The organism is Chamaesiphon sp. (assembly GCF_041738855.1).
Lineage (GTDB): Bacteria > Cyanobacteriota > Cyanobacteriia > Cyanobacteriales > Chamaesiphonaceae > Chamaesiphon.
The window spans coordinates 1-16,881 of the sequence record NZ_JBGSPA010000131.1; the positions used below are offsets into that span (position 1 = coordinate 1).

The window sequence follows — 16,881 nt, forward strand, 5'->3', positions numbered from 1 at the left end:
ACTTGTCGGTACATGAGTATTAACACCTTGGACTAGGCTTTAGACCGATCTTAGCTAATTTTCTGGGACTTCGCTCTTCCCGTTATCGATTGAATTCGTCTCCCTTCGCGGGTTATAGTCTTCTTCAGCAAGCCCTAATTACCTAAAATATTTATATTACTAAATCACAAATGGTCTGTGGGCACTGCCTAGCATGTTCATTTTGCCCTTCTAGATAGGGCAAGACTTCATGAAGGTTTTGTGTCAGAGTTAGAGGATGAATTCAGATGTCTTCGGCGGGAAAGCATCGAAGACCCAAAAATAGATTTAGTCCAGGTGAGCACATCGATAAAACTGATAGATTCCATTGCTTCTCTGACTAAATCAAGCGTAGTCTCTATCGTTGATAAAGGAATTAGTAAAATCCTAGCCCCAATCTCTTTTATTGGTCTATCCGTTTTATGACTAAGCAGCCATCCTAACTTTTCATAAAACTTTCTCCGCCCTAAGCTAGCTGCTTAACAAATCTTTTCTCGATCGGATATATTAATAAATTGAATAATCTCTAGAGCCAGTTATTTGCGCCCATCTAGATGCTAATAACCGCGCATAATCCGCCGAAAATAACCCGTAAGATCCGATCGAATATCCGTCGTTGACTTCAATTAATAAAGTTTCGCCCTTATCCGTCACCCCAAAGTCCGCAGCATAACCCGCTGGTGCCGAAGTATAAGCCGCGATCGCTTTTTCGATAACTTGGGCATCGAAATGTACCCGCCAATCACCGAAGTAATGTTTCACGCCCAGAATCTCGCCATAGCGGACATAACATCGCCACTCTGCCAAAAAATTTACTGGCTCCGAACACCAAATTTCAGTATCTTCTGATTCGTCCCCACAACTAATCAAATCTTTAGGACTGCGAACCAAGCGTCCTGTAAATTTTTTAGTTAAAGTTGCAGGTTTAATAAAAATATTCCATAGCTCTGGATGTTTGGCGATGTAGTTAATTTGCGATTTCCACACCTTTCTACCTAAAAAGCTAGCTAATTCATCTGGATAATTAATCTCAACTGGCGATTGGAAACCTAATTGAGATAGAGCGGCATTCACATCTTCGACATATCCCACCACCACATCTTCTGACGCTAAATCGGATAAGCGGGTATTGTCTTGTCTACTAAAAGGGACAATCTCCCAGCCCATTTTCCGAAAACCGTCAGAAGCAACAGCAAAATTCACACTGGCAAATTCGCCATCTTTATTTTGAATAATATAGACTTTCATATTTTAGCGATTTACATTGACCCCGATTTAATCTGCGAAGCTCTAATTTAAGGAACTTGCAATCTTTGCCAACTTAATTCTCCACGTGAGTCACAATGCCACCGGAGCAAATTTGCCGACTGGCGCAAATACAGATCGCCAATCTCGATTTGAGGTGCCGCAGGCTGTCTCAGAGCTAGACGTGGGGATATTGTCGCTAGTGCGATCGCATTACCCACGTCGCAAACCCCCCATCTAACTAAATTCTGTACTCCAACTAATAACGATCGAGTCGTCCCCGAAAGCGTTCCATCAGCCAGTCTCGCCGTCCCATCAACTACCTCAATCTCCCGACAATCCCAGGGATATTTACCATCAGGCAAACCCAGGGGGGACAAAGCATCACTGACTAGAAATAATCCTTCACTACACTTACCCGCTCTTACGAGCAACTTTAGCATCGCTGGGTGAACGTGCTGTCCATCAGCGATGAATCCACATCGAACATGTGGCTGTGTGAGAGCTGCACCCAATAACCCTGGCTCCCGATGGTGCAATCCTGGCATCGCATTAAAAGCATGAGTCACCATGGATGCCCCACTGGTAAATACTTGTTCGGCTTGGGCAAAATTCGCCTGAGAGTGCCCCAGACTGACAATAATACCCAAAGACCTTAAATAAGGAACGATCGTGTCTGTCGGGTCTAATTCTGGAGCAAGGGTAATTACTTTGATAGTTTGACTATATTTACTGCAAACTGAAGTGACAGCATCTAGCGTCAGTGGCAGTAGATATGCGGCAGGATGAGCACCCCGTTTTTGCGGATTGAGAAATGGCCCCTCTAGGTGGATGCCCAGTACTTGAGATGTATTTGGCTGCTGATGTTTGATGAACTCGGTAAAGACGGCTAACGATCGATGAATATTGTCGATCGATGTCGTGACGATCGTTGGTAAAAATCCGTCTACACCCTGCGCCCAGAGAAAGTCACAAATTTGTGTCAGCCGAGGCAAATCCTCCATTCGCACATCGGGAAACGCCAATCCCAACGCTCCGTTGATCTGAAGATCCACCCCACCCAGAGAAATCCAATCGCCCTCGACATCTACACCTGGTAAATTTGCTGTCGCCAGTCGTTCGGCAATTTTGACAATCTTGCCATTGCCGATCTCGATCTGCTGCATCCCCAGATATCCAGGAATCCGAGCATTAGTAATTTTGTAATCCTTCATGGTTATCGATCGTAGGCGACTGGACATTCTCGATCGTTAATATATCAATTTGTATCCAATTTGACCATTTCTCGATCTCGTCCGCTGTTTAATTAAATACACTAGACGAACGCTGTGACTAAATCAATAAATTTCTAAACATACTCAGAACACACTACAATAACTTAGTTCGGATTGGGTTAATTAATTTAATAGTCGCAGTGTCTCCTGAGAAACAGATATTCTGCGACTCTATCGAAAAATAGGAAATTACTGATGGTTTCAAAAATAAACACAAAGCAACAACAAAGATCTACAGAAGAAAGCTTTAATCGTTTGCTGAGAAAGCTGTTTGCTGTCAATTGGTATAGACAACTATCCGGCACTTGGCGAAATTGCTTGCCGATTACTGTAGCGATTATCGTTTTTTGGAATGTTGCAGCCGTAGCACAAAAAGCCCCGCCAGATGCGATTAAAATGGCGGAAGAACTCAAGGTCAATCTCGATACTGCTTGGGTGATGGTTGCAGCGATGCTAGTCATCTTTATGAATGCTGGTTTCTGCATGTTAGAAACTGGATTCTGTCGCGAGAAAAATGCTGTCAACGTTTTGGCAAAAAACCTCATCGTGTTTGCCCTCTCCAGCGTCGCTTTTTGGGTGCTGGGATTTGGCTTGATGTTTAGCACAGGTAATGACTTCATCGGTACCGAAGGATTCTTCTTGACAGGCGCGGACAATAGTCCAGCTATGGGTGATGCCTACAAGGGAGCATTTGGTTCGCTCAATTGGACAGGAGTACCTCTAAGTGCTAAGTTCTTTTTCCAACTGGCGTTTGCAGGTACCGCCGCCACGATCGTGTCTGGTGCAGTTGCCGAACGGATTAAATTTCTCTCCTTCCTAGTTTTTAGCTTATTGTTAGTCGGCATCGTTTATCCGATTACCGGACATTGGATTTGGGGCGGTGGTTGGCTGGCAAAAATGGGATTCTATGATTTTGCTGGTTCTACTGTTGTCCACTCCGTTGGCGGCTGGGCTGCGCTGATTGGGGCGTGGATGGTTGGGCCGAGACTTGGTAAATACAATAATGATGGTACCGCCAATGCGATACCAGGTCACAATATGAGTATTGCGACCCTGGGCTGCTTGATTTTGTGGTTCGGATGGTTTGGATTCAACCCTGGCTCGACAATGGGTGTATCAGCAGCGATCGGACATATTGCCGTGACTACCAATACTGGTGGTGCTTTCGGTGGGATTGCCGCTACAGCTGTTGCTTGGCTCGTCCTCGGCAAACCAGATCTATCGATGGTTATCAACGGGATCTTGGCAGGGCTGGTAGCTGTAACTGCTCCCTGTGCTTGGATTAGCGTGCCCTCCGCCGCAATTATTGGTACTGTGGCTGGGGTCTTGGTTGTATTTGCAGTTAGTTTCTTCGATCGGATCAAAATTGACGATCCTGTCGGCGCAACTGCTGTGCATTTAGTCAATGGGATTTGGGGAACTCTGGCAGTCGGCTTATTCAGTCAGGGAGACGCTTTTGGTGTTACCCCTGCACCAAAACTTGGAACCTTCTTTGGCGGTGGCTTTGAGCAATTGGGTCATCAACTAATTGGGATATTGTCAGTTGGTGGAGCAACAGTTGTGCTGTGCCTAATCTTCTGGGCAATTCTGAAAGCGACCACGGGCATTAGGGTTACTCCGGAAGAAGAATTCCAAGGATTGGACATCAGCGAACACGGAATGGAAGCATATCCAGGATCGTCACTCGGCGGCACATCTGACTATAGCAAAGAGATTTACTCTCAGCGTAAAGCTGATGGCGGTAGCTCAGAATATCCAAAAGCGAGTGGTGGTCTCTAAGATCTGAGGATTCGATCTAGAAATCCAATCTCAACAAAAAAGACTAGGCTCTCAGACAGCCTAGTCTTTTTTGTTTTTAAATAATGATTTCGGTTCGCCAATACCATATGATGCTCATAGCTTTGAGAAACTATCCAGCAATTCCAAACTATGACATCTCCCCTGATTGGCATCATTATGGGTAGCGATTCTGACCTACCGACGATGAAAGCCGCAATCGAAATCTGCGAACAATTTGAAATCGCGCATGAAGTTGAGATCGTCTCTGCACATCGTACCCCCGAACGGATGTTTGAATACGCTCAAACAGCCCACCAGCGGGGCTTAAAAGTAATTATTGCGGGTGCGGGTGGCGCGGCTCATTTACCAGGCATGGTCGCAGCTCTCACCCCCTTACCCACGATCGGTGTACCCGTTCAGACCAAGACCTTGCAGGGTGTAGACTCACTGTACTCGATCGTCCAAATGCCCGCAGGTATTCCCGTTGCGACAGTCGCGATCGGCAATGCTACCAATGCCGGACTACTCGCCGTCCAAATCCTGGCAACTCAAGATCCAGATCTGTTAGCTCAAGTCATTTCCTATCGACAAAGCCTCAAAGAAATGGTGCTGGATAAACAAGCTAGGCTAGCAGAGATCGGCTATCGCACTTATCTAGACAAAGACTAACTACAACTAAGGCGATCTTTGACTTCTCGATCGAAATGTAATTAAGAACACATTTTTTTCAATCTAGCTTGCGTAATCTTAAATTTATTCAGCTTCAGCTAGCTTGTAGCAATGGTTTTCAGGTTTACCTGTGCGACTCCAAATGGCAGTTCTACTAGAGCCTTATTTCACGATCGGGATCTCAGGTTGCTACCACATATTGCTCGATCGGTAGTTGGGAGGTCAAAGATTCCAAGACCCCGAATGGCGCAGATATGGTTATCTGTTGCTATTTTCTAAGTTTGTGGCTATTTTGGTGCTAGCCTTCGTGGCGATACCGATTGTCGCGCATTTTGTCGGTGCGCCAGCGATCGCCGCAGATCCTGTCGTCAAGGCAAATGATATTGTCAATCCGATCGATACGTTGTGGACATTACTCGCAGCATTTTTGGTATTTGGAATGCAGGCTGGTTTCACAATGCTGGAGGCGGGATTCTCTCGATCGCGCGAAACTGTCAACGTGCTGATGGAGTGTATCGTTGACACCTGTCTGTGCGGACTGCTGTTTTACGCGATCGGTTTTGCCTTTATGTTTAGTACTGGCAATGGGTTCATCGGCGGTAATTGGTTTTTCTTGCAAGGTGCGCCAGCAACTTATCAATCCACAGGTGTTGCCTTCTTAGCTTTCTGGCTGTTTCAATTCGCCTTTGCCGATACCTGCTCGACGATTACTTCAGGGGCGATGCTCGGTCGGACGGGATTTGTTGGCGATCTGCTCTACAGTACTGGTGTTTCTGGCTTCATCTATCCGATTATCGGACATTGGGTGTGGGGGCCAGATGGATTTTTAGTATCGATGGGTAGTGAGAACAATTTTTTACCCTTTGTGGGTACGAGTTTTCGGGACTTTGCGGGATCGACGGTGATTCATACCGTCGGTGGGATCATCGCGCTTGCTGGTGCGATCGTCCTGGGGCCTCGCCTCGGTCGGGTGTTCAAGCGGGATGGTGGCGGCCCGATGCTACCTCACGATTTGACGATCGCCGCGATCGGCGGTCTGATTCTCTGGTTTGGCTGGTATGGTTTTAATCCTGGTTCTACGCTGTCAGCAATGGACTTTCAGGGGACAGCAAGAGTCTCCGCAAATACTACCCTCGCCGCTTGTGCGGGTGGACTATCAGCTATGTTCGTCGGTTATCCCAAGACCAAGAAATGGGATCTTAGCTACACAGTCAATGGTTTCCTAGCTGGATTGGTGTCGATCACCTGTCCCTGTTATTGGGTAAATCCCACGGGTTCGATTCCGATCGGTGCCATCGGTGGTGCGGTCGTGGTTTGGGGGATCGATATCTTGGAATGGCTGCGAATTGACGATCCGATCGGTGCTGTCCCCGTTCATGGCTTTTGCGGGATTTGGGGCACGTTGTCCCTCGGACTATTCGCGACAGGTGAATTTGGTGCCAGCGGAGCATTCGCCCCCGATAATTCGGCTCCATTGCTGGTTAAAGGACTACTCTATGGTGGTAGGATGCAGGTATTGACTGCCCAATTTATCGGTAGTGCGATCGTCACCCTCTCAGCTTTTTCGCTCGGAATGGCGTTAATGGCTGCCGTCAATCTGACTGGCACACTCCGCGTTTCCCAGGAAGGAGAACTCGAAGGCATCGACATTCACGAACATGGTATGCCAGCTTACCCTGAGTATGCGATCCAATCAACTCCTTCTGCTAACTCTTCAATTTATGGCACAGAGCCAAGAGGTGGTATGGATCGCAAGATCGAGCAGCCTTAGTAAATCTTGCTGAAGATCGAAAATGGATCGACTGCTAGCGGTGCCGATTTCCGCACCACTGATGCGGCAAAAATGGTATTCGCCAGCAATCCATTTATTGGTAACCTCAACTGGTTTGGGCTAAATAATGTTGCCTTCGATCGGGCCGATCCGATCGGTTATGCTGGAACAATTCCCCACCAATTGTTCATGATTTATCAGATGATGTTTGCCATCATCACCCCCGCCTTAATTTCTGGGGCAATTGTCGAACGGATGAGCTTCAAAGCTTACTTCTGGTTTATCTTGATTTGGTCTACAGTCATTTATGCTCCTCTAGCTCACATGGTGTGGGGTAAAGGTTATCTAGGTTCCAACCTTGGTGCTTTGGATTTTGCTGGTGGTACGGTCGTTCATATCAGTTCTGGTGTTTCGGCTGTCGTAGCGGCTTGGACGATCGGCCCGCGCAGAACCTACCCCAATCAACCAGCAGCACCGCATAATGTACCGTATGTGCTGTTGGGCATCGGATTACTATTCTTCGGCTGGTTTGGTTTCAATGGCGGTAGTGCCCTCGGTGCCAATGGTTTAGCTGTCGTGGCATTTGTCACCACTGCGGTTTCTAGCTGTGCTGGCGGTTTGATGTGGCTGATCCTAGAGTGGGTATTGCGGGCTAAGCCTACGGCGGTCGGGATTGCGAGTGGTTTCTTGGCTGGCTTAGTTGGGATTACACCTGCGGCTGGTTTTGTGACTCCTCTAAGTGCGATTTTGATTGGTTTAATTACGGCGAGAAGCTGAATATCAAGGTTTGGACATTAACGAGCACGGCGAAGAAGGCTATGGTGAAGAGTTTGCCGCTGGTTTGAGTCTGGCTGAGAAGGAAGGCTAAATTAGGTTTTAGGTTTTGCGGATGAAATCACGCGGAGGTTCCCTCCGCATGTGTTTCACCAAGCAAGGTTTTAGGCTTTAGGCTTCAAGTAAAATACGCGCTTGGAAATAAGCTCAGATTATGGAAATAAAAAGTCGTAGATCGATCTAGATCTACGACTTTTTAGCGATTGAAAATTGGAGACGATCAAATTAGATATAATAGGATGAATAAAATAATCCAAATTACATCGACAAAGTGCCAGTAAATCTCAGCAGCTTCGACACCAAAATGATTATTGGTGCCATAATGTTCTGGTTTGAGCGATCGCCATAGTACTGATAAAATCAACAATACGCCGACAGTAACGTGTAAGCCGTGGAATCCAGTCAAGACGTAGAATGTACTCGCAAATAAATTGGTACGAAGACCAAATTCTAGATGACTGTACTCATACAACTGTCCGCCTAAGAACAAAATCCCCATCAGGGCAGTAATTCCAAACCACAGTTGCAAACCTTTGACATCATTCTTTTTGATAGCGGTATCGGCTTGATGGATGACCAAGCTACTGGCAATCAGCACAACGGTATTTATTCCAGGTAGCAGGAGTTCGAGCTTGGGTGTACCTGCTGGCGGCCATTCGGGTGCCATCGATCGAAATGCGAAGTAGGCAACAAACAATCCGAGGAAAATCATCCCTTCAGCTACGAGAAACACGATCAAACCAAAGATCCGAAAATCTGGATGCGCGTCATGATGGCTCTCATGGGTAGCACTCTCGATATTAATTTGCGTCTGGTCGGAAATAGATCCTTGCATAAATATTAGGGGTTATGATTAAGAATCCCCTCCTCGGAGGGGTGCCCGCAGGGTTGCTGGTCGGGTTCCCCACCCAGTGGGGTGGGTAGATCTAAAGCAAGCCAATCCACAAGTAATGATAGGGTGTGTTACGCTTGCGCGAATGCGGAGCGTAACGCACCAGCTCAGGAATAATTGTCACTGCCAACTGCTATCGCAACTAGCCCGAAGTCGTAAATACCTTGGCTGGCTCTTCAACTTCCTCAGTATCACCATAATCATAAGGACCAGTCGTCAACACTGGTAAAACCTCAAAATTCTCGATTTCTGGGGGTGAAGTAGTTTGCCAATCAAGAGTCAACGCATTCCAAGGATTACTTCCCGCTGGCTTACCCTTGTAAGCGCAGTAAATCACATTCACTATGAAGGGGAGAGTCGAAATCGCCAGCACATAGCTACCATAGGTGATAAATTGATTCAAATTTTGGAATTCTGGTGCATACATCGCAACCCGACGCGGCATACCTTGCAATCCCAGTATGTGCATGGGGAGGAAAGTTGCGTTAAAACCGAAATAAGTTAGCACGAAGTGGATCTTGCCCCAAGTGTCGTCGATGTGTCGTCCGGTGACTTTAGGGAACCAGTGATAGACACCCGTAAAAATCCCAAAGACGCTGCCACCAAACAGGACATAATGCAAGTGGGCAACGACAAAGTAGGTATCGTGAACGTGGATATCAAAAGGCACTGCTGCCAACATGACGCCAGTAATCCCACCAATCACGAAGGTGGAGATAAAACCCATCGCAAACAGCATTGGCGTATTGAGATTGATTTTTCCGCCCCACATTGTCGCTAGCCACCCAAAGATCTTGATCCCAGTCGGTACGGCAATCACCATCGTGGTAATCATGAAGAACATCCGCAACCAGGGAGGGGTACCGCTAGTAAACATATGGTGCGCCCAGACAATCAAGCCTAAGAAGCTAATTACCATACTAGAATACGCGATCGCGCCATACCCAAAAATCGGTTTGCGGCAATGCACGGGAATTACTTCCGAAATCACCCCAAAGAAGGGTAGCACCATGATGTACACCGCTGGGTGAGAGTAGAACCAGAACATGTGCTGGTAAACTACAGGCTCACCACCACCCACTGGATTGAAAAAAGCTGTGCCAGCGATGAGGTCGAAGGAGAGTAAAATCAGTGCGCCAGCCAATACTGGTGTCGCAATCAACATCAATAGTGAAGTTGCCAACATCGCCCAACAAAACAGAGGCATCTGCATCATGGACATGCTCGGAATCCGCATCTTGAGAATCGTGGTGAAGAAATTAATCCCCCCCAGAATCGAAGATGTGCCGAGCAGCAATAGAGTCATAATCCAGATCCCTTCACCCACTTTACCTGTTAGTAAACTCAGGGGTGGATAGGAAGTCCAACCAGCTTGGGCAGGACCTAAAAAGAAGCTGAGAATCAGTAACAATCCTGTGGGTGGAATGATCCAAAATGCCACAGCATTGAGCTTGGGAAATGCCATATCCCGCGCGCCAATCATCAACGGCAGGAGATAGTTGGCAAATGCACCCGTTCCGGCTGGTACGATCCACAGGAAGATCATGATCGTGCCGTGCATGGTGAACATACTATTGTAAGTAGCAGGATCGACCAAATCTGGATCGGGAGTAGCTAGCTCTGTCCGAATTCCTTCGGCAAGTAAACCACCGATGATATAGAAGACAAAGCCAGTTACAAAATACTGGATACCAATCACTTTGTGATCGGTACTAAATGTAAAGTAATCTTTCCAGTTACGGTGATGATGAACGATCTCATCTTCCTGTGGACGTTGGGTGGGAATTGATAATTCTGCTGTCATGGTTTAGGCTTTAGGTTTTAGGCTTTGGGCTTGAGGAAAAATACCTAATCTGTGTTTTGTGTCTAGCTATGGGTTTGATAATTAGTAAATCGACATGGGTATCTAGCTATAATTGCGTAGATCCTGGTTGGTGGGCAGCGGCTCCCGATCCTCGGCTTTGTCTGAGGGTTTAGGGAGACAAGACAGTGCCCACCCTACTGGCTCGACACGCTACTGCCTTTCTATTATTTGATTGCAGAAGCGATCGACTTGCTCATGTCATGATGTTGGAGATGTTGAACCATTTCGGATTTTACGCCCATCTCTGTGGCGTAGGGAGCCAGATAGCTAGCTGTAGACAGATTTGCAGGAGTCATCGCGATTGTCTGCTTGACTACTTCTGCTTGAGCTTGAGCCGAGTCTTGCTGACTGGCAATCCAAGTAGCGTAGTCTTCTGGTGTATGAACGATCATTTGGGTCACCATCGAACCATGATAACCACCACAGAGTTCGGCGCAGCGCAGTGGATAGGTACCGACTTTGTTCGTGGTAAATCTTAGCTGCGTGGGCGTACCAGGAATTACGTCCTGTTTTAGTCGCAGTTGCGGAATCCAGACAGCGTGGATCACATCCTGAGCGTTCATATTGAGCTGGACTTCTTTGCCAACAGGGACATGAAGTTCACTAGTAGTGACATTGGAGTCAGGATAGGTAAAGATCCAGGCATACTGTAGTCCCAGCACATTGACACTTACAGCAGCGGGTTTACCTTGATTGGCTGGGGAAGCACCGACACCCAGTGCCATGAGCGTGCTGGTATTGGGCATCCCGTCGAGAGTGGCCGCCATCGCGCTCCCTTTACCCGCAGGCATTCCGTGCATCGCGTGCATGTCGTTCGCGGCAGGATCGAAACCACCCATTTCGTTGTAGATTTCAAAACTATAGATCGAAATCCAGAGCACGATCGCGGCTGGAATCGCCGTCCATAATATTTCCAATGGTACATTGCCCTCGATCGCAGCACCATCGCCGAGTTCTCCAGGTTTGCGCCGAAATTTAATTGCCGAATACACGATGACGCCTTGAACTAATAAAAATAGTCCCATCGAAATCGTCATCATGGCGTTGAATAACCCATCGATGTGTGCAGCTTCTTCGGAAGCAGCAACGGGCATTAAGCCATGATTTTGTCCATACCAGAGGCTGACTAAGGTTAGTCCTATACCCAGCAGGAGCGTGAGAATTGAGCTAGGAATATTCATGGAGTATTACGGGGATGGAAAAGAGTTGATGAAATCGGAAATCCGACTAGCTGTATCATTTGAGCGGCGATCGCGATCGCGGCAGTTGAGGGGAGTAAGATTGACAGCGGGTGGATGACTAGTAATCTGGAACACGTAAGAACCAGCACTTTAGTGACAGCGATGAGCCGAACTTAGAAATTTAGTTAGATAGTTATGATAATAGCGAAAGCGGGATGGATATAGTTTCCGTTGCCACCTTTACTAAGGTACCGTAGCCGATCGGATCGATCGGCACTTATTTGCATTTCTTCAGATTTTCTTTGGGATTCGACCCCGACTGAAAATTACGCGACTCGGATGAGATTTCGCTCTCGAAGATCTTTAATATTTTCTTTGGGATCTGGAGCGATTGATGCTCTAACCTAAACATCACTGGGGTTTGCACTGTTGACTAGTAGTAGTTTCTCGAGCAAAACCACACTTTAGTGCCCAACTGTCAATAGGTATTAATGCTAGCTTGAAAGGAGTGAGCTAGATTAGCTAGAACCAGACAATAAGCAACCTAACTCAGCGATCGATACCATGTCAGATTCCGCAATTATCCCTCAACATCCTCGTGAAGATCGCTCCCGCAGCAACAATGGGGATATCATCATTCAAACCCGTATCCGGCGATCGATCTGGAAGATCGCGATCGCCACGCTGTTACTAATGGCGGTAGGTAGTGCTACCAGAGTGATGAATGCTGGCTTGGCTTGTCCTGATTGGCCATTGTGCTATGGGCAACTCGTACCCACCCAGCAGATGAATCTTCAGGTATTCCTAGAGTGGTTTCATCGCCTCGATGCGGCATTAATCGGGCTGAGTACGTTGCTACTCGTTAGCTCAGCGTGGTGGTTTCGGCACCAACTGCCGCGTTGGCTGCCCGGGGCGACTACTTTTGCCATGAGTCTGATCCTAATTCAAGGAGCCTTGGGTGCATTTACTGTCACCGAACTGCTACGCTTTGACATTGTGACTGCACATCTGGGTACAGCACTGTTATTCTTTGTCACTTTACTGACGATCGGTACCTGCTTGCTCCCAATCGATCGGTCATCCGATCGCTCAGTCGTGCAGTTGCCTGTTTGGCTGCCATTGATTGCGGCGACTTGTATCTATGTACAGAGCCTGATTGGTGGATTAGTTGGCTCTAGATGGGCATTGCATCAATGTTTTGGTAACTCCGAACTGTGTACGGTCATGAACAGTCACATTATTGGCGTCGTTCCCGCTACACTGAGCTGTGTGGCTGTGACAGTCGCGATTTGGCGCAGTCGAGATTTACCCAAATATTTTTATAAACTAGCTGCACTGGTTGGAGGACTATTAATCGGTCAAATATTGCTAGGTGTGGCTACTTTCAAGCTCCATCTGCAAGTAGAAACGCTGACAGTTGCCCATCAATCGATCGGTGCAACTCTACTAGGTACATTGGTTGTCATTACTGTACTATCATGGCGACTCAAAAGATCGCAACTAGCCAGTCAATTTTAGCTCAGTTCCCCTTCCTGCCGCAGCGGTCAAACATCCCCACTCCCTAAATATGCAAGAGACTCTCGATCGATCTGGCGATTCTAAACACCAAAATTTCCTTCAAGTTATTCAGAGTTATTATCAACTTACCAAACCGAGAATCATTCCATTGCTGTTGATTACAACTGCGGCGGCAATGTGGTTGGCATCTGATGGAGCAACCGATCCAGTCTTGTTTTTAGTGACAGTCATCGGGGGGATGTTTGCCGCAGCTTCAGCTCAAGCGATGAACTGTATTTACGATCGAGATATTGATTATGCGATGGAACGGACTCGTAGTCGCCCGATCCCATCAGGTAGAATCAAACCAGTCCATGCAGGGATTTTTGCGGCGGTTTTGGCTGGATTGTCATTTACGATTTTGGCAGTTTTTACCAATCTCCTAGCAGCTTTATTAGCGATGGCTGGTATCGCCTTCTACATGGTAATTTATACCCATTTACTCAAACGCCATACGCCCCAAAATATCGTCATTGGTGGCGCGGCTGGTGCGATTCCAGCATTAGTTGGTTGGGCAGCGGTAACCAATAGTTTGAGTATCGAAGCTTGGGTGTTATTTGCGATCGTCTTTATCTGGACACCTCCTCATTTTTGGGCACTATCACTGATGCTCAAAGATGACTATGCCAAAGTTGGGGTACCGATGTTACCTGTGGTTGTCGGTGAGGCGGCGACAGCGAAACAAATTTGGATTTATACACTCTTGCTCATCCCCACTACACTGTTATTGATTTATCCATTGGGTGGAGCGGGCATCGTGTATGGAATATCGGCTGTGGGATTGGGTGGTGTATTTGTGTATGAAGCTTGGAAGTTATTGCAAGCTCCAACTGAGAAGAGTGTGGCTAAATCAATGTTTAAGTATTCGATCTTGTACATGATGTTGTTGTGTACGGCGATCGTGATTGATAGTCTACCCCAAACTCAAGCAGCGATCGCTTTGATACTCAAGTAAGTAACTGGCTCGACTATCCACACAAATAACCCAGTTGAATCAAGAATTCAACTGGGTTGTTTGTACAAATAAACATTCAATGGTGGTTAGTGCTTACCTGATGATACTGAGTTATGTGGATGGATAAGTATTTGATGAAGGTTCGGGTTCATCCGCTGATATATCGGTTACTCAGCGGTTCGATAATTGGGATCGATCCAGCAGCGAGGTAACTCTTCACCTGAAGCAAATGTCAAATCCTGTTTAGCAAAAGGCTCAGGATCTTGTTCTTCCTGACCTTCTTGAATTTTTCCATGAATTTTATCTTTGAGTGGATTGAACAGTGTTTCGAGATCCTCGACTTCAACTATGGCATCAGAACTTTTACTTTGCAGAAACATTTTTGCCTCAATAATTAATAATTAAAATGTGCGATCGACCGCAATGCCCCTGACTCGATCCGCATTGCTCTCGATTGCCGTAGCTCCATAATTGCTGTTTGGACATCAATTAGCGGCCAGCGACTGAGATAACTTTGCTGTTGATGTTGGCTCACCTTCTCAAAGAGTCTGCCAAAAGTTTGAGGTCGAAACAATTCGATGAGCAACCAGTCTTTGGTCACGCCTAGTCTGTCTGCTAGTGACTCGATCTCTGGTAGTGACAAATGCTGCCCTTGCGATAGCCGTTGCCATACCAACCGCAGCTTGCGTCGCGATCGAAACCGTGAGATGACCGCCGCTGCTGGCTCGACTTTGAGAGCCGCATCACCAGGCATTTCGCTCCATTTGGTCAACTGGTTGGCTAATCCCACCGGAGAGCGTCCGGTCGCTCTAGCGGAGGTCGTCACCTGGACGCGGAGACTGTGCCGAAACCGCGCATTGACTCTGAGCAAAGACTGATAAAAAGCTTCATCTTCCGGCGTTCTTACTGGTGGCAGCCCACCCGCTGTGGCATACATCTGAGCCGTGACGGCGAGACTCGCACCATAGTGCTGATAGTGGCGTGGGAGTGGATCGTATGGATCGGGGTCGAGATAGTACTCCAACTCCGCTACCAAGAACCGATAGCCAACCTCTTGTAAAAAGAAAGTGCGCGCTTGTGGCGAGAGAGCGTGACGGCTCTGACGCTCGGTCAAAATTCGCCCGCCGACAGCATCAGCCCCAGTGGCGATCTCCGCACGGGTAGCGGCAATCCAGGTAGGTGCTACCTGCGTATCACCGTCTGTCGAAGCGATAATACCGCGTTGGCGACCCAATCCCATCAGGCGGTGGTACGCTTCATCCATCAATAACTTACGGACGTATCCGATATATGCGCGCTCTGGTGGTAAAGTCATCTCCGCGACATGGATGGCTAAATGTGGATGCTCCCTGGCAAACTGGCGGGCGATCGCCGCAGAGTTGTCAGTGCAGTTATTTGCCAAGACGATGACTTCATACTGGCGCGGACACAGTGGTTGACCTGCTAGGCAAGTTTGCCTAGCCAAGGCTGCCAGAGTGGCAATTAAGTGGTGAGCTTCGTCTTTGACTGGAATAATCACACTGATTTCACATTGGGCGATCGGTGGGGTAGAAATTAGCGGTTTTACTAAGTTTCTCTCCCCAACAGATTGAATAATCATGTTTTGAGACGATTTATTCAATGGGTTAGCTATTTTTGCGAATAGTGCGTTCGACATCTTCAGTTTGCTGTTGTGCTTTTTGGTTCACGTCACCTGCTGCTGATTTGACATCCTCTACAAATGATTTGGTGTTTTTCTTGAGGTTGTCGAATCCTCTTTCAGTACCTTTGGCAACGTCGTCGGCTGTTTCTTTGGCAGAGCGATTGACATCTTTAGCAATATTTGCCGCTCTTTCGGGAACTCCTTTATCATCAAATTCCTTACGAATTTGTTTAAAGGGATTGGTATCTTTTTGAACTAAGTCATCAGTCTTTTTGATGAGTCGATCGGTCTTGGCAGCGGCTTCAGATGTATCCATTCTAGGATCGACATCGCTGTAGTTATTCATCCCACCTTTTGGCGGTGTCAACGGCTTATAGAGACTATCAACCTTGCCTGTTGCTGGGTTAGTAGCTGCTGGCTTATCGGTATTTGCCGACATATTTGTACCGTTACAGGCAGTAGTGGTAACTAATAGGAGGACTGCCAAGCAGCTCATTACTACTCTAAAAAACGATTTATTAAAGCGCGAGATGATATTTTTCATGATGCTAATTAGTTCAGTCTTTAGCTGCTGAATCCGTTCTAAGTACATCCTGAATTATATCTACATTGAATATTAATTTATAGCTCCTAAAGATAGACTCATAGCTCTACCAAAAGATAGAGCTTCAGTACAAAAGCGGCAGGGGCAGTCGATCGATTGCCCCTGCCGCTTAATGAAAATCTTGAAACTAAGCTTATCTGGCTTCTGTACCTTGGTTGGGAGCACCCTCAACAGTAGTATCGTCTACCCCTGGTGCTTCGGGCGCACCAGCTTTGACATCAGTTTTCATGTCGCCTTGTCCAGTCCGGCGGGTGGCTGGCTCGACCGTGGTTTGCTTACCACCAGATGATGCTGTTGATTGAGCTTTTTTGGTCGGAGCTGCTGTTTCTTGTAGCTCGTGCAATCCGAAGTTATTCGTATTGACGCCTGCATAGTTTACTTTGTCAAAGCGGACGATGACTGGATACTTGATGATGCTGCTTTTGTCCATTGCCGCTACAGTACCTTCTTCCCGAAACCAGTAGGATTCCTTGCGAAGGATCCGAACTTTAGAACCACGTTCGATCATGAGATTGTCCTCGTTAGTAGTTGGCTCGATCGCTGGAGTTGTCGAGCTTTAGTAACATTATCAGATGAACTAGCGGCGATCGCTTATC

General features: G+C 47.1%; 14 protein-coding genes and 1 pseudogene. 6 read left to right on the forward strand and 9 right to left on the reverse strand.

Annotated elements, in window-relative coordinates:
• Positions 1 to 525: 525 nt before the first annotated feature.
• Together ACEW9I_RS11990 and nagA are read right to left on the reverse strand one after the other, a co-directional pair.
• The gene (locus ACEW9I_RS11990; RefSeq protein ID WP_373540565.1) at positions 526 to 1,266 is read right to left on the reverse strand and encodes an ATP-grasp domain-containing protein; all 741 of its coding nucleotides are present in this window, start codon (positions 1,264 to 1,266) and stop codon (positions 526 to 528) included.
• 47 nt (positions 1,267 to 1,313) lie between these two features.
• The gene (gene nagA / locus ACEW9I_RS11995; protein WP_373540566.1) at positions 1,314 to 2,477 is read right to left on the reverse strand and encodes an N-acetylglucosamine-6-phosphate deacetylase; all 1,164 of its coding nucleotides are present in this window, start codon (positions 2,475 to 2,477) and stop codon (positions 1,314 to 1,316) included.
• A 255-nt stretch (positions 2,478 to 2,732) separates the two neighbouring features.
• Here nagA and ACEW9I_RS12000 point away from each other — a divergent pair, with 255 nt between their 5' ends.
• The 4 genes and pseudogenes from ACEW9I_RS12000 to ACEW9I_RS12015 form a co-directional block, all read left to right on the forward strand.
• On the forward strand, positions 2,733 to 4,316 hold the full coding sequence (locus tag ACEW9I_RS12000; RefSeq protein WP_373540567.1) for an ammonium transporter: 1,584 nt from the start codon (positions 2,733 to 2,735) through the stop codon (positions 4,314 to 4,316).
• A 150-nt stretch (positions 4,317 to 4,466) separates the two neighbouring features.
• Positions 4,467 to 4,985, forward strand: coding sequence for a 5-(carboxyamino)imidazole ribonucleotide mutase (gene purE / locus ACEW9I_RS12005; protein ID WP_373540568.1), 519 nt, complete (start codon positions 4,467 to 4,469; stop codon positions 4,983 to 4,985).
• Between the two features lie 214 nt (positions 4,986 to 5,199).
• Positions 5,200 to 6,756: an ammonium transporter gene (locus tag ACEW9I_RS12010; protein ID WP_373540569.1), complete on the forward strand. Its 1,557-nt coding sequence runs from the start codon at positions 5,200 to 5,202 to the stop codon at positions 6,754 to 6,756.
• 93 nt (positions 6,757 to 6,849) lie between these two features.
• Positions 6,850 to 7,524 (forward strand): annotated as a pseudogene (locus ACEW9I_RS12015) (ammonium transporter); the annotation flags it as partial.
• A 286-nt stretch (positions 7,525 to 7,810) separates the two neighbouring features.
• Here the strand turns inward: ACEW9I_RS12015 and ACEW9I_RS12020 are convergent.
• The 3 genes from ACEW9I_RS12020 to ACEW9I_RS12030 all read right to left on the reverse strand — a co-directional run bounded on the left by ACEW9I_RS12020 (position 7,811) and on the right by ACEW9I_RS12030 (position 11,527).
• On the reverse strand, positions 7,811 to 8,425 hold the full coding sequence (locus tag ACEW9I_RS12020) for a heme-copper oxidase subunit III (RefSeq protein WP_373540570.1): 615 nt from the start codon (positions 8,423 to 8,425) through the stop codon (positions 7,811 to 7,813).
• Between the two features lie 199 nt (positions 8,426 to 8,624).
• Positions 8,625 to 10,286 carry a cytochrome c oxidase subunit I gene (ctaD, locus tag ACEW9I_RS12025; protein ID WP_373540571.1) on the reverse strand — a complete coding sequence of 554 codons (1,662 nt, stop codon included), beginning with the start codon at positions 10,284 to 10,286 and terminating at the stop codon, positions 8,625 to 8,627.
• Positions 10,287 to 10,510: 224 nt separating this feature from the next.
• Positions 10,511 to 11,527 carry a cytochrome c oxidase subunit II gene (locus tag ACEW9I_RS12030; protein ID WP_373540572.1) on the reverse strand — a complete coding sequence of 339 codons (1,017 nt, stop codon included), beginning with the start codon at positions 11,525 to 11,527 and terminating at the stop codon, positions 10,511 to 10,513.
• A gap of 564 nt (positions 11,528 to 12,091) precedes the next feature.
• Between ACEW9I_RS12030 and ACEW9I_RS12035 the strand changes: the two genes are divergently transcribed.
• Both ACEW9I_RS12035 and ACEW9I_RS12040 read left to right on the forward strand, forming a co-directional pair.
• Entirely contained in the window at positions 12,092 to 13,045 is a 954-nt protein-coding gene (locus ACEW9I_RS12035; protein ID WP_373540573.1) for a heme A synthase, read from the forward strand.
• Positions 13,046 to 13,094: 49 nt separating this feature from the next.
• Positions 13,095 to 14,039: a heme o synthase gene (locus tag ACEW9I_RS12040; protein ID WP_373540574.1), complete on the forward strand. Its 945-nt coding sequence runs from the start codon at positions 13,095 to 13,097 to the stop codon at positions 14,037 to 14,039.
• A gap of 167 nt (positions 14,040 to 14,206) precedes the next feature.
• Here ACEW9I_RS12040 and ACEW9I_RS12045 read toward each other — a convergent pair whose 3' ends face one another.
• The 4 genes from ACEW9I_RS12045 to ACEW9I_RS12060 form a co-directional block, all read right to left on the reverse strand.
• Positions 14,207 to 14,419 carry an acetyltransferase gene (locus ACEW9I_RS12045; RefSeq protein WP_373540575.1) on the reverse strand — a complete coding sequence of 71 codons (213 nt, stop codon included), beginning with the start codon at positions 14,417 to 14,419 and terminating at the stop codon, positions 14,207 to 14,209.
• Between the two features lie 14 nt (positions 14,420 to 14,433).
• Positions 14,434 to 15,639 carry a glycosyltransferase family 2 protein gene (locus ACEW9I_RS12050; protein ID WP_373540576.1) on the reverse strand — a complete coding sequence of 402 codons (1,206 nt, stop codon included), beginning with the start codon at positions 15,637 to 15,639 and terminating at the stop codon, positions 14,434 to 14,436.
• A gap of 25 nt (positions 15,640 to 15,664) precedes the next feature.
• Complete coding sequence (locus tag ACEW9I_RS12055) at positions 15,665 to 16,273, reverse strand: hypothetical protein (protein WP_373540577.1); 609 nt, start codon at positions 16,271 to 16,273, stop codon at positions 15,665 to 15,667.
• A gap of 145 nt (positions 16,274 to 16,418) precedes the next feature.
• Positions 16,419 to 16,793, reverse strand: coding sequence for a photosystem I reaction center subunit IV (locus ACEW9I_RS12060; RefSeq protein WP_373540578.1), 375 nt, complete (start codon positions 16,791 to 16,793; stop codon positions 16,419 to 16,421).
• Positions 16,794 to 16,881: the final 88 nt, after the last annotated feature.

Bases quoted from the DNA above. Each gene is read 5' to 3' on its own strand.
- ACEW9I_RS11990 (WP_373540565.1), bottom strand. From the start codon at position 1,266: ATGAAAGTCTATATTATTCAAAATAAAGATGGCGAATTTGCCAGTGTG.
- nagA (WP_373540566.1), bottom strand. From the start codon at position 2,477: ATGAAGGATTACAAAATTACTAATGCTCGGATTCCTGGATATCTGGGG.
- ACEW9I_RS12000 (WP_373540567.1), top strand. From the start codon at position 2,733: ATGGTTTCAAAAATAAACACAAAGCAACAACAAAGATCTACAGAAGAA.
- purE (WP_373540568.1), top strand. From the start codon at position 4,467: ATGACATCTCCCCTGATTGGCATCATTATGGGTAGCGATTCTGACCTA.
- ACEW9I_RS12020 (WP_373540570.1), bottom strand. From the start codon at position 8,425: ATGCAAGGATCTATTTCCGACCAGACGCAAATTAATATCGAGAGTGCT.
- ctaD (WP_373540571.1), bottom strand. From the start codon at position 10,286: ATGACAGCAGAATTATCAATTCCCACCCAACGTCCACAGGAAGATGAG.
- ACEW9I_RS12030 (WP_373540572.1), bottom strand. From the start codon at position 11,527: ATGAATATTCCTAGCTCAATTCTCACGCTCCTGCTGGGTATAGGACTA.
- ACEW9I_RS12035 (WP_373540573.1), top strand. From the start codon at position 12,092: ATGTCAGATTCCGCAATTATCCCTCAACATCCTCGTGAAGATCGCTCC.
- ACEW9I_RS12040 (WP_373540574.1), top strand. From the start codon at position 13,095: ATGCAAGAGACTCTCGATCGATCTGGCGATTCTAAACACCAAAATTTC.
- ACEW9I_RS12045 (WP_373540575.1), bottom strand. From the start codon at position 14,419: ATGTTTCTGCAAAGTAAAAGTTCTGATGCCATAGTTGAAGTCGAGGAT.
- ACEW9I_RS12050 (WP_373540576.1), bottom strand. From the start codon at position 15,639: ATGATTATTCAATCTGTTGGGGAGAGAAACTTAGTAAAACCGCTAATT.
- ACEW9I_RS12055 (WP_373540577.1), bottom strand. From the start codon at position 16,273: ATGTACTTAGAACGGATTCAGCAGCTAAAGACTGAACTAATTAGCATC.
- ACEW9I_RS12060 (WP_373540578.1), bottom strand. From the start codon at position 16,793: ATGATCGAACGTGGTTCTAAAGTTCGGATCCTTCGCAAGGAATCCTAC.